General features: G+C 72.3%; 21 protein-coding genes. 5 read left to right on the forward strand and 16 right to left on the reverse strand.

The features are described from left to right. Nucleotides 1-147: 147 nt before the first annotated feature. Both lexA and RM446_RS21555 read left to right on the forward strand, forming a co-directional pair. Entirely contained in the window at nucleotides 148-765 is a 618-nt protein-coding gene (gene lexA / locus RM446_RS21550) for a transcriptional repressor LexA (RefSeq protein WP_398695663.1), read from the forward strand. 326 nt (nucleotides 766-1,091) lie between these two features. After that, on the forward strand, nucleotides 1,092-2,168 hold the full coding sequence (locus tag RM446_RS21555) for an alpha/beta hydrolase family protein (protein ID WP_311547219.1): 1,077 nt from the start codon (nucleotides 1,092-1,094) through the stop codon (nucleotides 2,166-2,168). Between the two features lie 70 nt (nucleotides 2,169-2,238). Here the strand turns inward: RM446_RS21555 and RM446_RS21560 are convergent, their stop codons facing one another. From RM446_RS21560 to RM446_RS21575, 4 genes are all read right to left on the reverse strand, one after another. Beyond that, nucleotides 2,239-3,000 carry a hypothetical protein gene (locus RM446_RS21560; RefSeq protein WP_311547220.1) on the reverse strand — a complete coding sequence of 254 codons (762 nt, stop codon included), beginning with the start codon at nucleotides 2,998-3,000 and terminating at the stop codon, nucleotides 2,239-2,241. Nucleotides 3,001-3,197: 197 nt separating this feature from the next. Continuing rightward, a complete protein-coding gene (locus RM446_RS21565) occupies nucleotides 3,198-3,851 on the reverse strand; it encodes a hypothetical protein (protein WP_311547221.1) in 654 nt (217 codons plus the stop codon). A gap of 3 nt (nucleotides 3,852-3,854) precedes the next feature. After that, entirely contained in the window at nucleotides 3,855-6,350 is a 2,496-nt protein-coding gene (leuS, locus tag RM446_RS21570) for a leucine--tRNA ligase (protein WP_311547222.1), read from the reverse strand. Nucleotides 6,351-6,709: 359 nt separating this feature from the next. Next, a complete protein-coding gene (locus RM446_RS21575) occupies nucleotides 6,710-7,057 on the reverse strand; it encodes a hypothetical protein (RefSeq protein WP_311547223.1) in 348 nt (115 codons plus the stop codon). A 470-nt stretch (nucleotides 7,058-7,527) separates the two neighbouring features. On the opposite strand from RM446_RS21575, the gene RM446_RS21580 reads away from it, so the two are divergent. Together RM446_RS21580 and RM446_RS21585 are read left to right on the forward strand one after the other, a co-directional pair. Next, nucleotides 7,528-7,950, forward strand: coding sequence for a DUF6406 domain-containing protein (locus RM446_RS21580; RefSeq protein WP_311547224.1), 423 nt, complete (start codon nucleotides 7,528-7,530; stop codon nucleotides 7,948-7,950). A 237-nt stretch (nucleotides 7,951-8,187) separates the two neighbouring features. Continuing rightward, nucleotides 8,188-9,729 (forward strand): long-chain-fatty-acid--CoA ligase, encoded by a 1,542-nt coding sequence (locus RM446_RS21585; RefSeq protein WP_311547225.1) that lies wholly within the window; start codon nucleotides 8,188-8,190, stop codon nucleotides 9,727-9,729. A 90-nt stretch (nucleotides 9,730-9,819) separates the two neighbouring features. Here RM446_RS21585 and RM446_RS21590 read toward each other — a convergent pair whose 3' ends face one another. The 9 genes from RM446_RS21590 to RM446_RS21630 form a co-directional block, all read right to left on the reverse strand. Then, on the reverse strand, nucleotides 9,820-10,056 hold the full coding sequence (locus tag RM446_RS21590) for a hypothetical protein (RefSeq protein WP_311547226.1): 237 nt from the start codon (nucleotides 10,054-10,056) through the stop codon (nucleotides 9,820-9,822). Nucleotides 10,057-10,123: 67 nt separating this feature from the next. After that, nucleotides 10,124-11,209, reverse strand: coding sequence for a glycoside hydrolase family 3 N-terminal domain-containing protein (locus RM446_RS21595; RefSeq protein ID WP_311547227.1), 1,086 nt, complete (start codon nucleotides 11,207-11,209; stop codon nucleotides 10,124-10,126). After that, a complete protein-coding gene (locus RM446_RS21600; protein WP_311547228.1) occupies nucleotides 11,206-12,045 on the reverse strand; it encodes a carbohydrate ABC transporter permease in 840 nt (279 codons plus the stop codon). Before RM446_RS21600 ends, RM446_RS21595 begins: the two co-directional genes overlap by 4 nt. Further along, nucleotides 12,045-13,055 carry a carbohydrate ABC transporter permease gene (locus tag RM446_RS21605; protein ID WP_398695654.1) on the reverse strand — a complete coding sequence of 337 codons (1,011 nt, stop codon included), beginning with the start codon at nucleotides 13,053-13,055 and terminating at the stop codon, nucleotides 12,045-12,047. Before RM446_RS21605 ends, RM446_RS21600 begins: the two co-directional genes overlap by 1 nt. 4 nt (nucleotides 13,056-13,059) lie before the next feature. Continuing rightward, nucleotides 13,060-14,340: a sugar ABC transporter substrate-binding protein gene (locus RM446_RS21610; protein WP_311547229.1), complete on the reverse strand. Its 1,281-nt coding sequence runs from the start codon at nucleotides 14,338-14,340 to the stop codon at nucleotides 13,060-13,062. A 228-nt stretch (nucleotides 14,341-14,568) separates the two neighbouring features. Beyond that, nucleotides 14,569-15,834: a cytochrome P450 gene (locus RM446_RS21615; protein ID WP_311547230.1), complete on the reverse strand. Its 1,266-nt coding sequence runs from the start codon at nucleotides 15,832-15,834 to the stop codon at nucleotides 14,569-14,571. Between the two features lie 308 nt (nucleotides 15,835-16,142). Continuing rightward, nucleotides 16,143-16,592 carry a hypothetical protein gene (locus RM446_RS21620; protein WP_311547231.1) on the reverse strand — a complete coding sequence of 150 codons (450 nt, stop codon included), beginning with the start codon at nucleotides 16,590-16,592 and terminating at the stop codon, nucleotides 16,143-16,145. Nucleotides 16,593-16,721: 129 nt separating this feature from the next. Next, complete coding sequence (locus RM446_RS21625; protein ID WP_311547232.1) at nucleotides 16,722-17,987, reverse strand: cyclopropane-fatty-acyl-phospholipid synthase family protein; 1,266 nt, start codon at nucleotides 17,985-17,987, stop codon at nucleotides 16,722-16,724. Between the two features lie 52 nt (nucleotides 17,988-18,039). Then, complete coding sequence (locus tag RM446_RS21630) at nucleotides 18,040-19,464, reverse strand: FAD-binding oxidoreductase (RefSeq protein WP_311547233.1); 1,425 nt, start codon at nucleotides 19,462-19,464, stop codon at nucleotides 18,040-18,042. 687 nt (nucleotides 19,465-20,151) lie between these two features. On the opposite strand from RM446_RS21630, the gene RM446_RS21635 reads away from it, so the two are divergent. After that, a complete protein-coding gene (locus tag RM446_RS21635) occupies nucleotides 20,152-20,979 on the forward strand; it encodes a glutamate racemase (protein ID WP_311547253.1) in 828 nt (275 codons plus the stop codon). A 91-nt stretch (nucleotides 20,980-21,070) separates the two neighbouring features. Here RM446_RS21635 and RM446_RS21640 read toward each other — a convergent pair whose 3' ends face one another. From RM446_RS21640 to RM446_RS21650, 3 genes are all read right to left on the reverse strand, one after another. Then, the gene (locus tag RM446_RS21640; RefSeq protein WP_311547234.1) at nucleotides 21,071-21,415 is read right to left on the reverse strand and encodes a hypothetical protein; all 345 of its coding nucleotides are present in this window, start codon (nucleotides 21,413-21,415) and stop codon (nucleotides 21,071-21,073) included. A 190-nt stretch (nucleotides 21,416-21,605) separates the two neighbouring features. After that, nucleotides 21,606-22,442 (reverse strand): alpha/beta fold hydrolase, encoded by an 837-nt coding sequence (locus RM446_RS21645; protein ID WP_311547235.1) that lies wholly within the window; start codon nucleotides 22,440-22,442, stop codon nucleotides 21,606-21,608. Between the two features lie 217 nt (nucleotides 22,443-22,659). Further along, the gene (locus RM446_RS21650; RefSeq protein WP_311547236.1) at nucleotides 22,660-24,189 is read right to left on the reverse strand and encodes a hypothetical protein; all 1,530 of its coding nucleotides are present in this window, start codon (nucleotides 24,187-24,189) and stop codon (nucleotides 22,660-22,662) included. Nucleotides 24,190-24,418: the final 229 nt, after the last annotated feature.

Raw genomic sequence — 24,418 nt, forward strand, 5'->3', positions numbered from 1 at the left:
CCGGAGGAGAACCACGGAACCCAGGAACCTCACGCGGGCGGGGGGTCCGTCACCGCGCTCCGGTCCACTGCCGCTCCACCCGCCGATCCTCAGGACTCCGCTGACAGCGCCGAGGGGGCGCCGCAGCTCACCGCACGCCAGCAGAGCGTGCTGAACTGCATCCACCGCTATGTGCGGCAGCGCGGATATCCACCGTCCATCCGGGAGATCGGCGACGCGGTGGGGCTATCGAGCCCGTCCAGTGTGGCGCACCAACTGAAGGTCTTGCAACGCAAGGGCTACCTCCACCGCGACCAGAACCGCCCACGAGCGGTCGAAATCCGCATTCCGGGCCAACCGCCGGTGCGCTCTTGGGACCAACTGGAGGAGACCCCCGCGGCCGACGAGTCCCGCGCGACCGCGGTGCCGGTGGTCGGGCGCATCGCGGCGGGCGGCCCGATCCTCGCCGAGGAGGCCATCGAGGACGTCCTCACACTGCCCAAGCAGCTCGTGGGCGAGGGTCGGCTGTTCATGCTCACCGTCGTCGGCGACTCGATGGTCGATGCGGCCATCACCGACGGTGACCTGGTCGTCGTCCGCCAGCAGCCCGAGGCCAACAACGGCGACATCGTCGCGGCGATGCTCGACGACGAGGCCACGGTCAAGGCGTTCAAGCGCGACTCCGACCACGTGTGGCTGATGCCCCGCAACGACGAGTACGAGCCCATCCTCGGCGACGACGCCACCATCCTGGGCAAGGTGGTGGCCGTGCTCCGGCGCGTGTGAGACGCCGCAGCGGCGGAATAACGAGTTCGCCTCGCTTTGGTACGGGTCCGTGATCTTCGCTGTAGATCACGGACCCGTCGCCTTTTCGGAACCCAACGGTTATCCGCGATCCCCCGCCGAAACCCCCGGTACCGGCGTCCGAGCCGCCACCGTCAGCGCGCAGTACGCCGCGAAGACCGCACCGCGCCAGGGACCAAAGGCCGAATCCTCCCCGCCTCGGCCCCCGCGGCCCCGAAGACGGCCCCCACGGCGGCGGAGCGTCCGCACCGCGGGCCGCCGATCCCCGCCGCACCCCGCATTCGCGGACGCGGCACTACGGTAGGACCATGCCCGTCCGCTCCCCCCTGCGCGCCGCCGCCGTCTCCGCGCTCCTGGCAGCCTTTCTGGCCACCGGTTGCAGCCCCGGAACGGACGACTCCGGAACCGTCGAGCCGCCCGGCGCCCGTCCGCGGCAGAGCGACGTCACCTTCCGCAGCGGCCCCGACACACTGCACGGCACATTCGCCCTGCCGCCCGGCGGCGGCGAGGACCTGCCCGCCGCGCTGATCGTCTCGGGCAGCGGCCCCACCGACCGCGACGGCGACAACCCGGGGCGACCCGACGCCGGCACCAACAAGAACTTCGCCCGCCTGCTGGCCGACATGGGCGTCGCATCCCTGCGCTACGACAAGCTCGGCAGCGGCGAGACCGGCATGGCCTCGCGCGACGACGACGCCACCGTCGGCTTCGGCGTCTTCGCCCAGGAAGTCGCCGACGCCTACTCCCACCTGGCGTCGCGGCCCGAGGTCGACCCCTCGCGGCTCATCGTCCTGGGCCACAGCGAGGGGGCGCTGTTCGCACTGCGCGCCCACGAGATCGTCGAGCAGCACCCGCCCCGGGCGCTCGTCCTGGCCGCACCGCCGGGCCGGCGCTATCTCGACACCCTCGACCGGCAGATCACCGAGCAGGTTCGCCGGGCCGAGGCCGCCGGCTCCATGGACTACTCGGCGGCAGACCAGACCCTCTCCGACATGCGCTCCGCCGTCGCCGCGATCCGCGACGGCGACGAACTGGAGGAGGCGGACGTCCCACACGGCTACGGCGGCCTCTTCGATCCGCGCTACCAGCGCTTCCTGCGCCGCATCGACGCCCTGGACCCCGCCCGTCTGGCGCGCGACCTGCCCGCCGGAACCGGGACGCTGGTGCTGTGGGGCACCGCCGACTCCCAGATCGCGCGCAGCGACGTCGACCGCCTGATGACCGGGCTGCCCGACGGCGAGCGGGCCGACATCCCCGACGCCGACCACGTGTTCCGGAGGTACAGCGACGCGCCCGGGGCGGAGGCGCTCGATTCCCGGCGCCGCTTCTCCCCCGATGTGGCTCCGGCCCTGCGCGGCTTCCTAGAGTCCGAGATCGGGATCTGACGGCGGCTGCCACGGCCTGCCCCCGGCGGGGCGCCTGCGCGGCCGCGGCCGCGCAGGCGCGGTTCCCGCATCAGTAGTCGCCCTTCTCGATCTCGGAGGCTACGGAGCGGGCCAGGGTCTCGGCGTTGGACAGCGCCACCTCGGCGGGGATCGACTCACTGGCCTGGTAGTCGACCGCGGCGGTGTGGCAGGCCATGGTGTACAGGTTCGACAGCCGCACGGCGGTGCAGCCCCAGTCGAAGCCCTGCACCGTCTCGCTCCAGCCCTTGGCCTCGTCCCCGAGCCCGGTCAGCTTGTGCGGGGCCGTCTTGCCGCGAGCGGCGGCCTCCAGCGCCGTGGACGCGGCCTCGGTCCCCGGCCTGCCGGTGCTGTCGGCGTAGCGGACGATCACCACACGCGCGGCGGCGGGCACCTCGGAGGCGGTCTGGGGTGTCTCCCAGCGGCACTCGTAGCCCTCGCGGCGTTCCGGGTCGAAGTCGTCGATCCTGCGGCTGAGCTCGGTGTCGCGCGCGGGCACCAGGCCGTCGAGGACGCCGCCCGGAACGGCCGAGCAGTCGGGCGCGGACTCGTACTCGCCGCCCGGCGCCGAGGTGAGCGAGACGATCGCCCACACGCCGGCGGCGGCAAGCCCCAGGACGACGACCGCCAGCGAGGCCACGACCGCGGTGGCGCATCCGCGGCTCTGCCCCGGTGCGGAGGAGATGGGCTCGGGTCGGGCGGCGGCGCTGAACGGTACGCCGGGGCCGGGCTGCGCGGGAGGGCCGCGGCGTTCCGGCGGTCCGGGCTCCCGGCCCGGCCGGTACCCGGGACCGCCCGAAGGTGGCTGGGCCATGCGTGCCTCCCTGTAGTGCCGTCCACGGAGCTCGGCGCGCGCGGCGCACCCGGCGACGCTGCGGCGCCCAGTCACGCTACTACCCGAACCGGGCGGACTCCCCCGCCCGCACGCGGCCCCGCACCCCGGCGGCAGCCGGCGGCGCACACCAAGCGGCACGGACGATCGCCCGCGCCCCCGGCGGCCCCCGGCGGACGTCAGAGCGAGGCGGCCACCCGCTCGGCGGCGGTCACGGCGCCGTCGCGGGCGGCCTCGTAGTCCATGCCGCCGTCGCCGGAGTCGCCGCCGTAGAAGACCTGGACGAGCATGTTGTCGCGGCGGAAGACGACCTCGGCGGCGGAGGCCTCGGGCGTGCCCGGCCAGACCAGCGCGCCCTCGCCCAGCTCGGCGACCGGATCGGCGCCCTCCAGGCCGCCGATGGGCGCCAGCTGCTCCAGCCGCCGGCCGGCGGCGCGGGCACCGCTCACCTCGCCGGCCTTGTCGGTGAAGTGGGCCGTGAAGTCCAGATGGAGCGAGCGCGGCGGGGCGTCGTCGGCCCCCACGGACGTCCACACGCAGGTGGAGGTGTCCGCGTCGGCCATGGGGCCCTGTCGGCTGGTCTCCAGCTCGCCGCCGGGCACCAGCTCGGCCACCGCCTCCTGGGGCACCGCGGAGCAGGCCGGCGCGGAGGCGTAGGTGTCGGCCTCGTCGGCCTGTTCGGCCGGCTCGCCGCGCCCCACCAGCAGACCTGCGGTGACCGCGACGGCCACGACCAGGACCGCTCCGGCCCCCGCGGCGATCCACAGCCACCGCGCAGGGCCGTGCCGCTCGCCGCGGGCCCGCTGGTCCGGGGCGCGCCCGATACCCGCCATCGGTCAGGCCACTACGACGTTGACGAGCTTGGGTGCCTTGACCACGACCCTGCGGACCTCCTTGCCGCCGATGAATCCCTGCACCTTCTCCGAGGCGAGCGCGAGGCGCTCCAGGTCCTCGGGGGCGATGTCGGGAGCGACTTCCAGCTTGTCACGGACCTTGCTGGAGACCTGCACGACACACGTGACCGACTCCTGGGTCAGCAGTTCGGGCACCGGGGTGCGCCAGTTGCCGATGGCGACCGACCCGGCGTGGCCCAGCCGCTCCCAGCCCTCTTCGGCGGCGTAGGGCGCGAACAGCGACAGTGTGGTCGCGACGACCTCGGCGGCCTCCCGCACGGCGGGGTCCTTGGCGCCGGGGCCGGAGTCGATCGCCTTGCGGGCCGCGGTGACCAGCTCCATCAGCCGCGCGACGGCGACGTTGAACCGGTGCGCTTCGACGGCCGAGGTGATCCTGTCCAGCGCCTGGTGAGTGGCCTTGCGCAGCGCGACGTCGCCCTGGGCGGGGTCGGTGCCGGGCACGGAGGCGGCTCCGGCCTCGGCCATCACCTTGAAGGCGCGGTTCAGGAACTTCAGCGAGGCGGCCGGGGAGACGTCGGCCCAGTCGATGTCGTCCTCGGGCGGGCCGGAGAAGATCACGGTCAGCCGCACGGCGTCCACGCCGTACTTCTCGATCTCCTCGCCCAGGTCGACGCCGTTGCCCAGGGACTTGGACATGGCCTTGCCCTGGTTGATGACCTGGCCCTGGTTGAGCAGGCGGCGGAAGGGCTCGGTGAAGGACACCATGCCCATGTCGTAGAGGACCTTGGTGAAGAAGCGGCTGTAGAGCAGGTGCAGGATGGCGTGCTCCACACCGCCGACGTACTGGTCGATCGGCCCCCACTCGGCGACCTTGTCCACGTCGAACGGTGCGTCCTCGGCGTGCGGGGAGCAGTAGCGCAGGTAGTACCACGACGAGTCGACGAAGGTGTCCATCGTGTCGGTGTCGCGCTGGGCGGCACCGCCGCAGGAGGGGCACGCGGTCTCGACCCAGTCGGGGGCGGCGGCCAGCGGCGAGACGCCCTTGGGTGCCAGGTCGGCGCCCTTGAGGTCGTCGGGCAGCCGCACCGGAAGCTCGTCGTCGGGCACGGGGACCTCGCCGCAGGCGGGGCAGTGCACGATCGGGATGGGCGTGCCCCAGAACCGCTGCCGCGACAGCAGCCAGTCGCGCAGCCGGTAGTTGACCGCGGCGGAGCCGGTGCGTCGCTCGCCGAGGATCCCGATGATGCGCTCGATCGCCTCGCCCTTGGACATCCCGTCCAGAGGGCCGGAGTTCATCAGCCGGCCTTCGCCCGCGGTGGCGGCCCCGGTCTCGGCGGGGTCACCCTCGCCGGTCTCGACGACCTCGCGCACCGGCAGGCCGAACTTGAGCGCGAAGTCGAGGTCGCGCTGGTCGTGGGCGGGCACGGCCATGATGGCGCCGTGGCCGTAGTCGGCCAGGACGTAGTCGGCGGCCCAGACCGGGATGCGCTCGCCGTTGACCGGGTTGACGGCGTAGCGGCCCAGGAAGACGCCGGTCTTCTCGCGTTCGGTCGACTGGCGCTCGATGTCGGTCAGACGCGAGACCTGGTCGCGGTAGGCCTCGAAGTCGGCCCGGTGCTCAGCGGTGCACAGCTCGTCGGCCAGCTCGGCGTCGGCGGCCACGACGAAGAAGGTGGCGCCGTAGAGGGTGTCGGGCCGGGTGGTGAAGACGGTGACGGGCTCGTCGCGGCCCTCGATCCGGAACTCCACATCTGCGCCGGTGGAGCGTCCGATCCAGTTGCGCTGCATCAGCAGCACGCGCTCGGGCCATTTGCCTTCGAGCTGCTCCATGTCCTGGAGCAGGCGGTCGGCGTAGGAGGTGATGCGGAAGTACCACTGGTTCAGGCTGCGGCGCACGACCTCGGTGCCGCACCGCTCGCAGCGGCCTTGCACGACCTGCTCGTTGGCGAGCACGGTCTGGTCCTTGGGGCACCAGTTGACCAGGCCCTCGTTGCGGTAGGCCAGGCCGCGCTCGAAGAAGCGCAGGAACAGCCACTGGTTCCACCGGTAGTACTCGGGGTCGCTGGTGTGCAGCCGGCGCGTCCAGTCCAGGGCGACCCCGTAGCGCTTGAAGGATTCCGCCTGGGTCTCGATGTTGGCGTAGGTCCACTCGGCCGGGTGGGTGCCGTTCTTGATGGCGGCGTTCTCGGCGGGTAGGCCGAAGGAGTCCCAGCCGATGGGGTGCAGGACGTTCTCGCCGAGCTGGAAGCGGTAGCGCGCGACCACGTCGCCGATGGCGAAGGCCTCGGCGTGGCCCATGTGGAGGTCGCCGGAGGGGTAGGGGAACATGTCGAGGACATAGGAGCGCGGACGGTCGTCGGCCGGGTCCTCACCGGCCGTGAAGGGGTTCTCCTCGGCCCATCGCGCCTGCCACTTGTCCTGGAGTGCGCGGGCGTCGTAGGAGTCGCTCGCCACCTGGTCTCCGTCTACCGCTGTCATCGCTGGATCGTCCTCTACCGGTCAGTGGGGGCGTCTCTCTGCGGAGAGTCCTCCGGCTCATCCTGTCCGAGCACGCCGCGGGTCGGGCCGTGTCGTCGTCAGGGCGAATCTCTGTGCACCACAGGTTAGCGCGCCCGGGTGCCGTGGGTTGACGCACAGCGACGTACCCGGACCCGCGCCCCCGTGCGGGCGAGCAGGGCCGGTGCGCAGCCGGGACATGCTCGACGGCCGAGGGATGCCCGTCGGCGGGCGCTCCCGCCGCCGCGGAGCTTGCCCGACCAGGTCGGCTCGGCAGCTTTCGCGCCGCCGCGAAGGGCGACTCCTGCGCGCTTGCCGGGAACCGCGCCCGGTCGGCTTCGCTACCGCATCGGTGACGGCGGCGGGCTGCATAGCGGGGCCCACCGCGACAGGATCGCCATCAGGTCGGGCACTCCCCACGCGTACACGTGGCGGTTGGCGGCGTCACCGTTGCCCTCGATCTCGACGAGGTAGCCCGGCTTGTCGGCGGCGTCGCCGGCGAAGGCGAAGACGCGCAGGGTCAGCGGCGCGGCGAGGCCTCCGTCGCCGATCACCGTCCAGGGTGCGGACTCGAATCCGGCCGCCTCGAGCGCCTCGTCCCTGCCGAGGTCTTCGGTCCAGGCCTCCTGGAAGAAGTCGCGCATCTGCCGCCACTGGCCGCCGGCACAGCAGGGGGCGGTCTCAGGCACTGGGCACCTCCGAAGTCGCCTTGCAGCGGGATCGGGCCAAGTCTGCCTCATCCGGACGGCCGGACAGGACCGGGCCCCGCGCCGGTGCCCCCGCCTCCCTTCGCGTGCGCGGCTCGGCGGACCGGCGCCGAGCCGCCGGGCGGTAGGGCTGCCTGCGGCGGGAGCCGCGCGAGCCCCGGCGGGTGCTGCCCTCGGAGGGCTTGTCGGCCGGAGTGCCGCCCACGCTCGCGGGCGCGGGCGGCCCGTCGGCACTCCGCCGCCGCGCGCTCGTGCTCCTCAGCGGCCGCGGGAACGGCTTCGGGCCTTCGGCTCACCCCGGTGATGGGAGAATGGCACCCGGGCGGCCTCCCCGCTTCCGCCCTCCCCGCGGCCGCGCCTGCACAGCGACCGGCCGCCCTCCGCCGCCCCGCACTGCCGGTGCACCCGCCCCATGCCGGTCACACCCCCTAGCCTGTGGAGATCCTCCGACGATGACCGTGTCCGCCTCCCCCCGCCGCGCCCGCCGGACGCTGATCGCCGCCATGGCGGTAATCGGCCTGCTGACAGGCGCCGCGGCCTGCGCCCAGGGCGAGCCGGAGCCGGAGCCGAGCAGCTCCGCGCCGGTTCTGGGCGCCGACAACGACCGGGTCCAGCTGATGGAAGGCGCCTCCGCCTCGGTCGAGGGCTCCGCGAAGACCGGGCCGGTCGAGCTGCGGCTGACGGGCTACCGCGACGGCTCGGAGCCGACCGTGGTCATCTCCGCCCGCCCCGAGAACGGCGAGGCCCGCGAGCACACGCTGACCCTGGGCGAGCACCTGGAAGCCGCCGGCGCGTCCTGGCGCGTCTCCGAGATCGGCATCAGTGCGTCGGAGGCCCAGCCCGCGAGCGTGACGCTGACGCGCGAGGCGGAGTGACGGTCCACAGCGGCCGAACCTCGCCGCTCTTGTGGCCATCGCAAAGGAATGCGTTTTCCAATTGCGGCGGCCACACGACCGACGGCGATGTGCGGGCTCCAGCCGCGCGGCCGCCCGCTTGCCCAGCGGCCTCTGGGGCGGGCGGACACACGGACCCGCGCCCGCCCCTCCCATCCGGAACCAAGTTACTCTGCGGTAGAAAGGTGACCGAAACCACCTAGCACTGCAGGAGGCGCGATGCTCAACCTCGCCGCACTACTCGAAGACGGCGCCCGAACGACCCCCGAACGCGACTGCCTGGTGTTCGGTGACCTGCGGATCGACTACGCCACCACCAACATGATCGCCAACCAGGTGGCCGAGATGCTCACAGCGCGCGGCATCGGGCGCGGCGACCGGGTGGCCCTGGCGAGCCCCAACACGCCCTACTTCCCGTTCGTGTACTTCGGCGCGCTCAAGGCCGGGGCGGTGGTGGTTCCGCTCAACGTGCTTCTGACCTCCCGCGAGATCGCCTTCCATCTGGAGGACTCGGGCGCCAAGGCGCTGTTCGCCTTCACGGGCACCCCCGAGCTCCCCCTCGGCGAGCGGGCGTTCGCCGCGTTCGGCGATGCCCCCTCCTGCGAGGTCTACATCGACCTGCCGACCGCGCCCGGCGCGGTCGAGTCCCAGATCGAGGGCGCCGAGACCATCTGGGCCGCGCTGGCCGGCACCAGCGGAACCTTCTCCGCGGTGCAGACCGACGCCGACGAGACCGCCGTCGTCATCTACACCAGCGGCACCACCGGCCGTCCCAAGGGCGCCCAGCTGAGCCACATGAACCTGTTGTTCAACGCCGTCGCCTCCGACGCGCTGTTCGACAAGTCCGAGCACGACGTCTACCTGACGGTGCTGCCGCTGTTCCACATCTTCGGACAGACGACGATGATGAACTGCGGCCTGTACCGGCACGCCACCCTGGTGCTGCAGGCCCGCTTCGACCCGGACGAGGCGCTGTCGCTGATGGAGCGCGAGCGGGTGACCGTGTTCGCGGGCGTGCCCACCATGTACTGGGGCCTGCTCGGCGCCAAGGGCGAGCACGACATGGCCGCGGTCGCCGCCAACCTCAATACCGCGGTCTCCGGAGGCAGTGCACTGCCGGGCGAGGTCGCGCGCAACATGAAGGACCGCTTCGGCGTGGAGATCCTGGAGGGCTACGGACTCTCGGAGACCTCGCCGGTGGTCTCCTTCAACAACCCCAAGGTCAAGGCGAAGACGGGCTCGATCGGCCGCCCGATCTGGGGTGTGGAGATGAAGCTGGTCGATAGCGTGTTCGAGGACGTCGAAGGCGAAGGGCCGGGCGAGATCGCGGTGCGCGGGCACTGCGTGATGAAGGGGTACCACAACCGCCCCGACGCCGACGCGCAGGTGTTCAAGGACGGCTGGTTCCGCACCGGCGACATCGCGCGCCGCGACGACGAGGGCTTCTTCTTCATCGTCGACCGCTCCAAAGACATGATCATCCGCGGCGGCTACAACGTCTACCCGCGCGAGCTGGAAGAGGAGCTGATGACCCACCCCGAGGTCAGCCTGGCCGCGGTGGTGGGCGTCGGACACGAGAGCCACGGCGAGGAGATCAAGGCGTTCGTGATCCGCGAGGAGGGCTCGGCGCTGACCGAGGCGCAGCTCGTGGAGTGGTCCAAGGAGCGGCTGGCCGCCTATAAGTACCCGCGGCTGGTGGAGTTCCGCGACTCGCTGCCGATGACCGCGACCGGAAAGATCCTCAAGCGCGAACTGCGCTGAGTCCCGCCTCCGGAGGCTGCGCGCGTGCGGTGGGAGCGGAGGAAGGGCGCCGCTCCCCCGCTGCGCCGGGCCGACCCCGCGGGTGCCCGCTCACAGCGGCCGCCACTGGGCGCCGCAGGCCACGCAGCGGAACTCGACCGGTTTTCCGCAGGACTTGCAGTGCGGACCGGGGCTGTACTCACCCAGGTGGTCGGCATGGCGGTCGGCGAAGTAGCGCAGCTGCATGCAGGCGTTGCAGCGGATCTGCACGGTGGTAGGGCTTCTGGGCCAGGGGGCCTCAGGTTCGATGGGGTGGTCCGTCGACTCGGCGTCTGACTCGGTGTCCATCTCGACCCTTCGCGCGGCGCAGTGCTGTTGTCATCAGCCGCCACCCTTGCGAACACGGGCCGGGCGGTCAAGGCGGGGGTGTGCGCTGCGCGAGCAGCCGCTCGACCCGCCCCGCGGCCTCAGCGAGCCGCCCGGCGGGCAGGCTCTGCCGGTCGAGGGCGGCCAGGACCGCGTCGCGGGCCGCGGTGAACAGCGCCTCGTCGGCGACGTGCGCGGCCGTGCCGGTCTCGACCGCCCCCGCGGCGATCCCGGCGTCCTGCGCCGGGTTGCCCAGGCACAGCAGGTCGGCGCCCGCTGCGAGCGCGGCCGCGGCGCCGAGCGCAACCCCCTGGATGCGGTCGGCCGCGCCGGTGTGTGCCGACAGGCCGCGCATGTCGAGCGCGTCGGTCACCGCCACGCCCTCGAAGCCCAGCCCCTCCCGCAGCAGTTCGTAGCAGCGGGCGGAGACGCTGGCCGGCGCGGTGTCCAGCGCGGGCACCGCGAGGTGGCCGGTCATCACCATGTCCGTCCCGGCCGCCACGGCCGCGGAGAAGGGGACCAGTTCGCGGCTGCGCAGGGTGGCGGCGTCGGCCGTCACCACCGGCAGGCCCAGGTGGGAGTCGGTGGCGGTGTCGCCGTGGCCGGGGAAGTGCTTGGCCGCGGCGGCGACCCCCGCGGCGTGCAGCCCTTCGACGAACGCAGCGGTGTGGGCCGCGACCGGCTTGGGGTCGGCGCCGAACGACCGGTCGCCGATCACCGTGTTGCGGGGGTCGGAGGCGAGGTCGGCGACCGGTGCCAGCGCCGCGCCGATCCCGGCCGCGGCCAGCTCACGTCCCATCGCGGCGGCGGCCCGGCGGGTCCGGTCGGGCGAGCCGCGGCCCAGCTCGCCGTGGCCGGGGTGGGGGCAGGGGTTGGACGAGGTCCCCGCGGCGTGCAGCCGGCTCACGCGCCCGCCCTCCTCGTCGGAGGCGGTCAGCAGGTCGGGGCGGAGGCTGCGCAGTTCGGCGGAGAGCCGTGCGGGGTCGTCGGCGAGATTGTGCGCGAAGTAGAGGACGGCTCCCACGCCTTCGTCGACGGCGCGCGCGAGCCACGACGGCGCCGCGGTGCCCGCGAACCCGGGCATCAGGACGGTGTGGGCCATGCGGCGCAGGACCGGATCGCCGGCGGCGCTCACTGCTTCACCGCGCCCTGGGTGAGTCCCGAGACGAGGCCGCGCTGCACGAGCAGGAAGAACGCCATTACCGGCAGGGTGATGACGGTCGAGGCGGCCATGACCTGCCCCCAGTCGGTGGTGTACTGGCCGAAGAACTGGCGCAGGCCCACGGCCACGGTGTACTTCTCCGACTGGTTCATGAACGTCAGGGCGAGGATGAACTCGTTCCAGGCGGTGATGAAGGAGAAGATCGCGGTGGCCACCAGTCCGGGCGCCACCAGCGGGAACAGTACCGACCAGAACATCCGGCCCCACGAGCAGCCGTCGATGTAGGCGGCCTCTTCCACCTCGGCCGGGACGGCGGCGGCGAACCCGCGCAGCATCCACACCGCGAACGGCAGCGCCAGGGCGATGTAGACGATCGACAACCCGATCAGCGAGTTGAGCATCCGCAGGTCCCGCACCTGCAGGAACAGCGGGATGACCAGCGCCTCCAGCGGCACCATCTGCACGGTCAGCACCAGCACCAGCACGGTGGTGCGCATCCGGAAGCGGAAGCGGGCGACCGCCACGGCGGCGAGCAGCGCCAGCAGGCTGCTGCCGACCACGGTCAGGGCGGCGACCGCCAGCGAGTTGCCCAGGTAGCGCAGAAAGCCCGCCTCGACCAGGACGAAGCGGAAGTTCTCCAGCGTGACCGCCGCGGGCAGCAGTGCCTCGGTGCCCGAGGCCGGGCGCGCCGACAGCGCGCTGACGAGCATGAAGTAGGCGGGGAACAGGGTGAAGGCCAGCACGCCCGCCACCGCCAGGACGCGCGCGAGGGTGCGCACGTGCCCGCGCGCCCGGGGCCCGGCGGGCATCACCGCAGCTCCTCGTCGCGGAAGAGGGTGCGCAGGTAGACGACGGTGATCGAGAGCAGCATCAGGGTGAGCAGCACGGCGATGGCCGAGCCGAGCCCGTAGGACTGGTTGGCGAAGGAGCGCACGTAGGACCACACGCCCAGGTTGAGCACGTCGCGGTTGCCGCCCGAGCCGCCGGGCATCAGATAGACCTGCGCGAACACTTTGAAGTCCCAGATGGTGGAGAGGATGGTGACCACGGCGAACACCGGCCGGATCGTGGGCACGGTGACGTTGCGGAACCGCTGCCAGGCGCCCGCGCCGTCCAGCAGCGCGGCCTCGTGCAGCTCGCGCGGGATGGTCATCAGTCCGGCGAGCACGGTCACCGCGACGAACGGGAAGCCGTGGTGGATGACGTTGAGCGCGGCGATGGCGTAGAAGGCCGACCGCTCGGCGAACCAGTTGTAGCCCTCGGGACCGACGACGCCCGCGGTCTGGAGCACGCGGCGCACCAGCCCGTCGTCGACATCGAAGATCCAGACCCACACGTAGGTCCCCGAGACAGCGGGCATGGCCCAGGCGACCATGATGCAGCTGAGGACCGCGGTGCGCGCGAACCTGCTGAGCGTGTTCAGCAGCAGCGCCACCAGGGTGCCGAAGGCGACGGTGCCGGCGACGGCCACGACCGCGAACACGGCGGTGTTGGGCAGCGCCACGGTCCACAGGTAGCGGTCGCCGAGCAGGCGGGCGTAATTGTCCAGGCCGATGAAGTCGCTGCGCCCGGACACGACGTTGTCGAGGCCGTAGTCCTGCACCGACAGCCACACCACGCGCCCGATCGGGTACAGCAGCAGGATCCCGATGACGGCAAGACCGGGCGCGAGCAGCGTCCAGGGCAGGGCGCGGCGGCGGGTGCGCGCGCTCAGCCGGGGGCGCCCGCCCCCGGTAGGCGCACCCGTGCCCCTGGCCGCGGGCGCGCCGACCGGGGCGCCGGGGTCCTCGGCCTGCCGGGTCGAGAGCGAGTCGGCCACCGGCTCAGGAGTCCTTGTTCAGGATCTGCTCGATCTCCCCGGCGGCGCGCGAGGTGGCCTCCTCCACCGTGGCCTCGTCGTTGAGGATGTCCTGGAGCATTGCCTCCAACACCTTGTCGCCCTGCACCTTGCCGAAGTTCTCGGTGGCGGGCAGGCCGCGACCGGCCTCGCTCATCTGCTCGGCGAAGGGCCGCACGAGCGGGTCGTCGGAGGAGGTGTAGGGCTCCAGCTGCTTCTCCTTGCCGGGGAAGTAGGTGGTGGCCTCCGCCCACCGGCGGGCGTTCTCGTCGTCGGTGAGCAGCTCGATGTAGGACCAGGCCAGGTCCGGGGCCTCGGCCGTGTTGGAGATCGTGAGGTGCGATCCGCCCAGGAAGGACGGGCTGTAGCCGCCGTCGGGTCCGGGGATCGGGAAGGCGCCGATCTTGCCCTCCAGGCTGGGATCGGCCTCCAGCATCGCGGCCGGCGTCCAGCTGCCGCCGATCATCATGGCGACGTCGCCGGCGATGAAGTTGTCCTGGAGGTCGGTCTCCATCCAGGTGGCGGCTCCGGCGCTGGAGAGCCCGTCCTCGGTGGCCAGGCCGGTGTAGAAGGAGATCCCTTTGCGGGCCTCGGGCGAGTCGAGTCCGGAGGTCCAGCTCCCGTCGGAACGGGTCGCGAGGTCGGCGCCGCTGCCCCACACGAAGGGAAGGGTCTGGTAGACGGCGTCGCCGGGCACCGGGAAGGCGGTCATGCCGTCGCGCTCCTCGGAGACGGTGAGGGCGGCCTCGCGCAGCTCCTTCCAGGTGGTGGGCTGCTCGATGCCGAGGTCCTCGAAGACGTCGGTCCTGTAAATCACCGAACGCACACCCGCATACCAGGGCACGCCGTAGAGGGCGCCGTCGACGGTGCCCGCCTCGGCCAGGCCCGGCACGTAGGCGTCGGTGGAGCCGACGCGCCCGGAGACGTCCATCAGCGCGCCCGCTCCGGCGAACTCCGGGGTCCAGGTGGTGCCGACCTCGGCGACGTCGGGCAGGGTGTTGCCCGCGATGGCGGTGGTGAACTTGTCGTGGGCGTCGGCCCAGGGCACGAACTCCACGTTCACGCGCGCGCCGGTCTGCTCGCGGAAATCCGCGGCCACCCTGTCGAAGTAGGCGGTGGCGTCGGGATGGGTGCCCTCCATGATCCACACGTCGAGGGTCTCGCCGCCACCGGATCCGCCGCCGGACCCGCCGCAGGCGGTGGCGAGGAGGGCCAGAGCGGCGGCCGCCGCTGCGGCCTGCGGTCGTCGGGCGCGGGTGCATGCCATCGGAGATCTCCCGTCCACTCGCGATCCCCCCGGGTGGTAAGGAACCTACGCAAAATCACGGCCGGTGTGAAGTAATCGACACACACAGGCTGCGACTCGTGCGCGGCCCCCGGCACCCGGGCGTCGGGTCGACACGCTACCGCGTCAGACCGTCACCGTCCGTTCGCCGAACCGGTCGGCGGCACATACCGTGTCCGGCGTTTTCGGCGGCCGCCGGCGGGACCGCCGTCAGAAGGCGCAGGGCAGCGACTTGATCCCGTTGACGAAGCTGGACGCCAGCCGCCTGGGGCGCTCGGCAGCCCGGATGCCGGGCACGCGCCGGTGCAGCTCGCGGAACATCACGGTGACCTCGCGCCGCGCGAGGTGGGCGCCGAGGCAGAAGTGCGGGCCTGGGCCTCCGAAGCCCAGGTGCGGGTTGGGCCTTCGGGTGATGTCGAAGGTGTCGGGGTCGTCGAAGACGGCGGCGTCGCGGTTGGCCGAGGCGTAGAAGAGCACCGCCTTGTCGCCGGCGCTCAGGCGGTGCCCGTTCAGCTCGTAGTCGCACGTGAGCGTGCGGCGCATCCACACGACCGGCGAGGCGTGGCGGACGATCTCCTCGACGGCGCCGGACGCGTGGGTCTCGAAGTCCGACCACCACAGGTCGCGCTGCTCGGGGTACTCGGTGATCAGGCGCAGGCCGTGGCTGATGGCGTTGCGCGTGGTCTCGTTGCCGGCCACGGCCAGCAGGATGAAGAACGAGCCCAGCTCCTGGTCGGTCAGCGCTTCGCCGTCGACGTTGGCGTTGACCAGGGCCGAGGTGAGGTCGGAGGTCGGTTCGGCGCGCCGCTGCGCGGCCAGCTCCGCCAGCAGCCGCGACAGGCTCTCGCCCGCCTCCAGCAGGCGGGCCATCGCGGTCTCGGCGTCGCTGCCGAGGTAGTCGGGGTCGTTGCCCGCCAGCACCACGTTGGAGTTCTCCAGTACCTCGCGGTGGCGCTCCTCGGGGATGCCCATCATCTCGCAGATGACCACCAGCGGCAGGCGGGCGGCGACCTGGGACACGAAGTCGCACGGGCCGGTCGCGAGGAGGTCGTCGACGATGCGGGCGGCGTGGCGCTCCACGTCCTCCTGCAGCCGGGCGAGCATGCGCGGGGTGAACCCGCGGGAGACGATGCGCCGCATCCGGGCGTGCCGGGGGTCGTCGAGGTTGATCATCGAACCGAAGTACTCGGCGAAGTCCGGGGGCATGTCCGGGATCGAGACGGCGCTGGGCTCGGAGGCGAAGGCGCCGGGCTCCCGGCTGGCCTCGGCCACGTCGGCGTGGGTGACCAGCGCATAGTAGCCGGGGCCGGGCGGCAGCGGGCCCATGTCGGGCTCGGCGTAGAACTGGGGCGGGTGCCTGCGCAGGCGGGCGAAGGCGGCGTGCCGCTCTTCCGGGGGCAGCTTCCAGAACTCGTCGTCGGACAGGTCGATGCCGGAGATGTCGGGCAGCGCGCCGACGGCGGGCGGCTGGGGCATGAGGGGTGAACTCCTTGCGGCTGTTGCCGGAGACGTCACACACACTCTTTACACGCAACCACATTGTGTCAAGCACCCGCGAGGCCTGGAGGCCGACCGGTCCCCCCGGAATCCCGGAGAACGCATGCAGGTCGTCGTGGTTCCTCGGGGGCCCCACGTGCCCGAACCCCGTTGATCTTGTAGCTATCGTGAAGGAAAGCGATTTCCCTATACGATAGCTACAAGATCAACGGTGCTGGGGCGGGTGGCCGGCGCCGGCGGGCGCCGCGGCGCCCGCCGTGGCCGCCGCAGCACGCCGACAGCTCCGGCTACTCCTCACCGCCCGTGGCGATGCGCAGCGTGGAGATCAGCTCGGCGGGCTTGTACACCGCTAGGCCGATGGCCGCCGAGAATGCGGCGAGCATGTGCAGATAGATGGCGGGATCGCCGTTGGTGAAGCGCTCGGCGGCCTCCTCCTCGCCCACCGAGTAGGCCTCCCACACCGTGATCACGGCGAACTCGACCTCGGGAGGGAGCATGTCTGCGACGGTCGAGGCGACGGCCTCGCGCGAGTCGGCCGGCTTCCAGACCACGCCGGTCTCCTGCACGCGCCGGGAGAGGAAGGAACCGAAGACCTTGAGCTCGGAAACGGTGGCGTCGGTGTCGTCGCCGATGTCGGCCAGGGTGCTGTCCAACAGGTCGCGGTCCTTGCGGACGTAGGCGTCGACCAGCGTGATAGCGAGCTGCTTCGTGCGGTCCGTGTCGTCTGTGCCAGGCATACTCCCATGATGCCCGCAGCCGTGTCCCGGATGGGCACCAGCCCGGCTCCGCGCGCCGCCCGGGGCGGGACGGTCGCGGCGGCGGCCGGGCCCGACCCCGTGTCCACGGGCGGACCCGGCCGCCGCCTGCTACGACCGCTCGAAACGCGGCCGCAGCGGCATGTGCGCAGCTGTGCCGTCGAGCTTGACGCCCAGGATCTGGTGCAGCTGGACGACGTTGCGCTCGAAGCCGAGGATGCAGCCGTTCATGTACAGCCGCCACACGCGGGCCGTGCCCTCGCCGACCTCGCGCACCGCCGCGTCCCAGTTGCGGTCCAAGTTGTCGGCCCAGTGCCGCAGCGTCAGCGCGTAGTGCTCGCGCAGGTTCTCCTGGTGGCGGATCTCGAAGCCGGCGTCGTTCATCCGCATCTGGATCTCGGCCGGGCCCTCCAGCTCCCCGTCCGGGAAGACGTAGCGGTTGATCACGCCGCCCGGCTTCATCGCCGGAAGGTCGTTGCGCGGGCGCGTGATGCAGTGGTTGAGCAGGCGCCCGCCCGGCTTGAGCTTGTCGTTCAGCCCGGCGAAGTAGTCCGGCAGGTTCTTCTTGCCGATGTGCTCGGTCAGGCCGATGGAGCTGATGCGGTCATAGATCCCGTCGGGCACGTCGCGGTAGTCCATGTGCCTGACCTCGGCCAGATCCGTCAGCCCCTCCTGGGCGATGCGCTTGCTCGCCCACTCGGCCTGCTCCTTGGACAGCGTCACGCCCAGCGCCTTGACGCCGTATTCGCGGGCGGCGTGCATCACCATGCCGCCCCACCCGCAACCGACGTCGAGCAGCCGCATGCCCTCCTCCAGGCCGAGCTTGCGCGCGACGAGGTCGTGCTTGTCGTACTGGGCCTGCTCCAGCGACGCGTCGTCGCTGCCGAAGACCGCGCAGGTGTAGGTCATCGACGGGCCCAGCACCAGCTCGTAGAAGGCGTTGGAGACGTCGTAGTGGTGGTGGATCACCTCGGCGTCGCGGTCTTTGGCATGCCTGGTGCCCAGCCAGGACAGCCGGCCGCGGCGCATCTCCTGCGGCGGTGGCGGGATGCGGTTGACGAACTTCACCCATCCGATTCCGCGGACGATCTTCGCCAGCTCCGCCGGCGACGTCCGCACGCCGTCGCCGAAGGCGACGCCGGTCATCCGGTCCAGGGCGGTGTACATGTCGCCCTCAAGGTCGATGTGGCCGGCCACGTAGGCACGTGTTAGCCCCATCGCCCCCGGCGACTGGGCCAGGTAGTTCAGCGCCGCCGGATTGCGCACGACCAGCGTCGTGTCGCTCTCGGGGTCGCCGGCCGTGCTGCCGTCATAGGCGCGGAAGCGAACAGGCGCGTCCTTCCCGACGACGCGTTCGAAGATCTCCGCTAGCCGCATGATTGTTCCCTTCTCACCTGCGTCAGCCCACACCGCGCCGTGGGCCGGCGCCTCACTTGTTACCGACGCACTTGGCGTAGAGGTCGAGGAGACGCTCGTCGGGGTCGTAGGCCCGCTTGAGCCCTCGGTACCCCTCGCCGTTGTACAACCGCCAGAACTCGTCCTCGGAGTAGAACGCGTCCGAGTACAGCGACTTGTGGCCGCCCAACCGGGAGACCTCCTCCTCGACCGCCCGGTTGTGGTGGGCGCGCCGCTGCCCAGGGCGCATGGGGACCATGCCCCAGAACCCGAAGTTGACGTAGAGCCGCTCCCGCTCCAGCGGGTACAGCGGCCACACATGAGCGCGCCCCGCGGCCGGCGGCGCGGTCTCGCGCAGCCGAAGGGGGCACATCCACACCGGAGAGATGCCGATGTCGGCGTGGAAGAAGTCGAGGAACTCCGCACCGCGTTCGACGCCGACCTCGATGTCCTGGATGACCGGCTCCTGCTGGGGACGGCCGCGGTAGCGGTTGAGCAGGCGGCTGAAGTCGGTGCGCCGGTCCAGCGCCACCAGCTTGCGGTACACGTCCGAGCGCTTCAGCGAGCGCGGCCACAGGCGGCGAACGGCGGGGCTGCCCAGCCCGAACGCACCCGAGCACCAGAACCAGTCGGTGTCCCAGCGCCACAGGTAGTCGTGGGCCGTCAGGTAGTCGCCGGGGCCGGGGCCCGCGAAGCGCGGGATGGACCGGTAGAAGATGTCGGTGCCGGTGTAGTCGCTGGTCCAGGGCGCGTGGTCGACGAACGACGCCACGGTCAGATACTGCTCGCCGGGGCCGTAGGAGACTCCGTCGACGAAGTCGACCCGCTCCCCGTCGTGCTCGCCGTCGCCGCAGATGCGCGAGAAGGCCTCCATCGCCTCCTTGGTGCCGCCGAAACGCAGGTGGCGCAGGTGGACGTACGGCTTGACCGGCTCCAGCTCGATACGCAGTCGCAGGCTGTAGCCCAGCGTGCCGTAGGAGTTGGGGAAGCCGTAGAACAGCTCGCTGTGCTCGTTGTCGCGGCGGGCGGTGACGACGTCGCCGGACCCGGTGAGGATCTCGATCTCCTCGACCGACTCGTGCGGCATGCCGTTGCGGAACGAGGACGACTCGATGCCCAGGCCGGTGACCGCGCCGCCGAGGGTGATGGTGCGCAGCTGCGGGACCACCAGCGGCATCAGGCCGTGCGGCAGGGTCGCCGCGACCAGGTCCTCGTAGGTGGTCATGCCGCCGACGTCGGCCACGCGATCGACGGGGTCCACGGCCAGCACGGAGTCGAAGGCGGAGACGTCCAGGCGCGGGGCGCCGGAGTCGTCGCGGAAGCGGAACAGGTTCGACGTGGGTTTGGCCAGCCGGACCGGTGCGTCCGCGGGCAGGCGTGCGTAGTCGCGCTGGAGCCGCTGCACGGCCTCGACGTGATCGGCGAAGTCCCGCTGCGATGACTGACGAATCGCTCTCACCCGCTTCTCAACCCGCTCGGCGCGCCGCCGCGCCGCTGCCGTCCTAACCTGCCGCCGACGATGGAGGCAGACCGTGGAACACCCTATTCCCCTCTTACCCGCCAGTAGCCCAACGGGGCCTGTGACCAGTGCAACCCGCACACCTGGGAATTCCCCCGCCAGATGCGCACACTCCCCCGGCCGCCCGGTCACAGGCGCTCCACATCATGTTCCCCACTGCCCCACGGCCGATACCTCACGCGAGCCGGGGCGGCCGATTGCGGCCGCAGGGCTGTGCCCCGCCCAACCCAGCCAAGCGGACGCGAAGCGGCCCGGCGGGCCCCGACACGCGGAGGGGCGGGCACCGGGAGAGCGCGGGCGGCACCGGAGCGATCCACCGGGCCCCGACCCCGTTGATCTTGTAGCCATCGTGAAGGAAAGCGATTTCCATTTGCGATGGCTACAAGCTGTGTGGGGCCTCCCTCTGGTCGGCCGTACCGGAGGAACAAAACGAGGGTGAACCGGCCCGCTCCAGACCCACTTCAGGGAATGTCACGGAACGATAACGGGATTTCGTGGGCGCCTCGCGATGGAGTGCGTTTGCCCAGCTCAGAGGTGCTAGCTCCGCTGTTTTGGGAATAGATCAACGGTGATATGCCACAGTCCGGTGCGGGCGCGCTCTCGGCGGGCAGCGTAGGATCGGCCAACGTGCGCATCGCCTTCGTCGACTCCGGGATCGGCATGCTGTCGACCGCCGCCGCCGTGCGCGCGGCCCGGCCCGACGCGGACCTGGTCCTCTCCATGGACCCCGACCACATGCCCTGGGGCGCCCGCGCTCCGGAGGCGATCGTGGAACGGGTCCTCGCCGGCGCCCGGGCGGCCCTCGGCGCCGGGGGCCGCGGCGAGGCGCGTACCGGGACCGGCGCCCCCTCCCCGACCGGCGCCGTCGCGCCGGACGCGATCGTGGTGCCGTGCAACACGGCTTCCGTGCACGGCCTCACGTCGCTGCGCGAAGCCTTCGAACCGCACACCCCCGTCGTCGGCACCGTCCCGCCGATCAAGCCCGCCGCGGCGCGCGGCGGACCGGTGGCCGTGTGGTCGACGGTGGCGACCTCCCGCAGCCGCTATCAGCAGAGCCTCATCGAGGAGTTCGGCCAGGGCGTGGAGGTCGTGCCGGTGCCCTGCCCGGGACTCGCCGAGGCGATCGAGTCGGCCGCACCCCGCGCGATCGACGCGGCGATCGCGCATGCGGTCGCGCGCACCCCGCCGCAGACCACCGCGGTGGTTCTGGGCTGCACCCACTACGACCTCGTCGAGCAGCGCATATCGGACGCCCTCGGCGGCCGCGCGGAGATGTTCACCGCCGCCGGAGCCGTCGCCGCCCAGACCCTGCGCCGCCTCGGCATAGCTGCGGCCCCTGAGCTCCCCCTGACCGGCGGCGTCGCCGTCCTGGCCAGCGGCCGCCCGACCCGGCTCCCCGCAGCCGCACTCGCCTACCGCTCAGGCGCCGCCCTGACACGCGTGCCCCAGACGTGACGGCTCGGCTCCGCGCGCGAGCCCGTCCCGCTGAACGGTGGCGCCCGCCGCTCTCGGCCTTCGGGCACGCGCGGGACACGCGGCGCGGGCACTACGTCGCGAACACCAGCACGATCGCCATCACCGCCATGGTCTCCATGGCCACCACGCCTCCGGTCCTGAACCCCCGCCACCCGCGGCTGTGGGGTCCCAACCACACGCCCACGGCGGTCACCAGGGCGGCCAGGGCCCAGAACACGGCGAAGTACCAGATCGCCGTCGAGCGGCCGCAGGAGGTGGAGCAGATCTCAAGGCCCACGAGCCCGAGCCCCAGGTACAGGAACACCACCGGTCCGGTGATGAGGGCGAGCACCGTACCGATGAGAGGTGGCACGAACCATCTCGGGTCGTAGTCGTCGGGACTCGTCTCATGCGTTCCGTCGCGCTCGTCTGCCATAGGCAGCGATACTGCCAGCCATCGGCCGACCGCGGCTGAGTACGGGCACTCACCCGGCTCGCCCCTCCCCCGCGCAGGGCCGGTTCACCCGAGCGCCGGCGCCGCGGTCCCCGGGGAGCACAAGGCACCGGGCGGCGAAGGCGATCAGCCGCGGCCCGGGGCCCTCACGTCGAACGGCGCCGCTCCCTGGCTAGGTGCGAGCGGTGTCCGAGCGCAGGAAGGAGAGCAGGAGCGACACCACCTGGTCGGGGAACTGGTCGTGCGGATAGTGGCCCGCGCCCTCGATCATCTCAAGGCGGCCGAGGCCGGACGGCAGGGCGTCGACGACTGCCGAACCCTCGGCGTGCGGGTCGGCCCAGTCGGGGTCGAGGGTGCCCATCACGACCAGGACGGGGCACCGGACGCCGCCGAGCTGCGCGCCCGCGTCGGTCGGGGCGCTGCGGCCCATGCCTTGCATGGCCTTCATCCGGCCCGGCTCACGCAGCAGGGAGTCGATGCGGTCGATCCGCTCGGACCAGCCGGCCGGCTTCGCACCGGGGTAGGCCACGTCGAGGTATGAGCGCCAGAGCCGCACACTGCCGAAGACGGCCGTGCCGAGCAGCCGCAGCATGCCCTGCCGGAAGCGCTTCACCCGCAGGTCTCCGAGCCCTACCGACTGCTTGCGGGTGAACGGCGCCAGCTCGACGACCGCGGTCACCAGAGCGGGGTCCTTCGCCGCGGCGATGGTGGCGGCGCCGCCGGACACCGAATGGCCGACGAGCACTGCCGGGCCGCCCAGGTGGCGGATCACGGCGAGCAGGTCACCGGCGATGTCGGTCCGGCTCCAGGCCGGCCAGTCGACGCTGGACTCTCCGCAGCCGCGCAGGTCGACCGCTACGACCCGGTAACCCGCCTCCACCAGCGGAGGGATCACGGCGCGGTAGGCGGCGCGGCTGTCGCCCATGCCGTGGGCGAGTACGACCAGCGGGCCGGACCCCGCCACCTCGTAAGCGATGGTGCCGTCCTCGACGGCAAGGTACTCGGTCATGGCATCGCCCCAGCTTTGCTAAGTTCGTTAGCTCAAAAGCTAATACCATTACCCATGCCTGTCAATGACGAACCCCACCCCCGGACGGCTCGCATTCGTCGGACTTGGAGCCATCGCGAATGGAAAGCGCTTTCCATTCGCGATGGCTCCAAGATCAACCGGAAATGCCCACGCCAGCCGCGTAGCCGCCCGGTTGCCCGGTTACCCGGGGCGGGTCTCAGCCCGCGGGCGCGGGGCTCGCCTGAGCCGCCGGGTACGTTCGCTGAGTGGAGGCCGCGGCGCCTCCGCCGGCCGGCGGGGCGGGCGCGGGCACGGCGGCGTCGGTGAGCAGCCGGACCAGGGAGCGCAGGCCGGACGTGTCCTTGTCGGCCAGCAGGGTCTCCAAGAGCGACAGCGCCGCCTTCTGGTCGCCGGGGACCGCGCGCACGCGGGGCCAGTGCAGTTCGGCCGCCACGTCACTCAGCGCCAAGGTCCGGCCCACCTGGCCCAACGCGTTCAGCAGCAACGCGTCGCCGGGACGCTCCACCAGCGCCGCGCGCACGAGGTCGGCCTGGTGCTCGGGGTCGACGTCCTCCGGCGACTGCCCGCGCAGCATCGGCAGCACCTCGGCGGCCGCGACGGGCACCTCGCGGGGACCGAGGCGGTCGGCCTCGGCGCGGATCTCCTCCAGGTCGCCGAACTCCTCGGCCTCGCGCCGCACCCGCTCCAGGGACCGCTCGGCGCGCCGGAGCGCGCAGTCGGCCGTCCACCGCGCACCGCGCGCGACGGCCAGCCGGGCGCAGACCAGGCCGACGCGCAGGCACAGCCGACGCGACCCCACGCGCTCGAAGTAGCGCGTCCACGAGGTCAGCGTCGTACCCAGGCGCCAGTCGTTGTCCAGCGCTCCGGCCGCCACCAGGTGCTCGGCGGCCTCGGCCCAGCCGGGCCGCATCCGCGGGTGGGCGTCGGCCTCGCGCAGCTCCGGCAGTGCCGCACGGGCCTCCTCCGGCGAGCGCCGCCCGGCTCGGGCGAGCCACGCGAGCACGCGGGCGCGCTCCACGGCCGTGCGGCGGCGGGCCGCCGCACGGGCCGCGCCGCCGGGCCAGGCGGCGGTAATCCCGGCCTCCACACGCTCCAGCGCCGAAAGCGCCTCGTCGAAGCGGTCGAGGTGGCGCAGGGCGCGCACGTAGCCGAATGCGTAGCCCAGGCTGACGCCGCCGCCCTCAGCGCGGGCCGCAGCGGCGCGCGCGTCCAGCTCGCGGATCGCCTCGTCCGGGCGCTCGTCGTCGACCAGCATGTCGGCCTGTGCCAGCACCAGCGACTCCCACGCGGGCTCGCCGGGCCGGGTGTGGCCGAGGCTCTCGGCCACCAGTGCGGCCCGGTCGACGACGTGGCCGGGGCCGTCGATGTTGGTGTAGCACTCCAGCACGAGTTCGGCCGCGCAGGCGGCGGGACCGCATCCGGCGGCGTCTCCACCACCCGCGTGGGAGGCGCGCAGGCGCGCGAGCGCCGCGGGCAGGACCGAATCCCCTTCGGCCCGGTCCCCCACACGCGCGGCCAGCGGCCAGTGCCCCACCAGCGCCGCGGCCCAGCTCGGCGCGGCCTCACCGCCGGCGATGCGCTCCGCTGCGGGCACGGCCTCGGCCGCCGCGTCCGCCTGGCCCTCCGCGGCCATCTGCGCGAGCCGCACCAGGCTCTCTGCCAGCTCGGGCTGCCCGTCCGCCCGCAGCTTCCGCGCGGTCTCGCCCAGCCATCTCCACAGCGCCATCGGTGCCGACTCCTCGCGTCTTCCTCCGTGCCGGTTAGGTTCCCCGGCGGCGCCCGCGCTCGCGCCGCGCGCCTCCCGGAGACGCTACCGAACGTATCAATGTGATCACCGCGAGGCGGCGAGAATGCGGAAACCGCCGAGCAATCCGGCGGATAGACTCGATGAGAGAGCCGGGGGGCGACGTTGCAAACAGCCGCGACCGGCGCGGCGGCAGTGACGGGAGCGCAGG

Origin of the sequence: Streptomonospora wellingtoniae (assembly GCF_031845375.1) — a bacterium.
Lineage (GTDB): Bacteria > Actinomycetota > Actinomycetes > Streptosporangiales > Streptosporangiaceae > Streptomonospora > Streptomonospora wellingtoniae.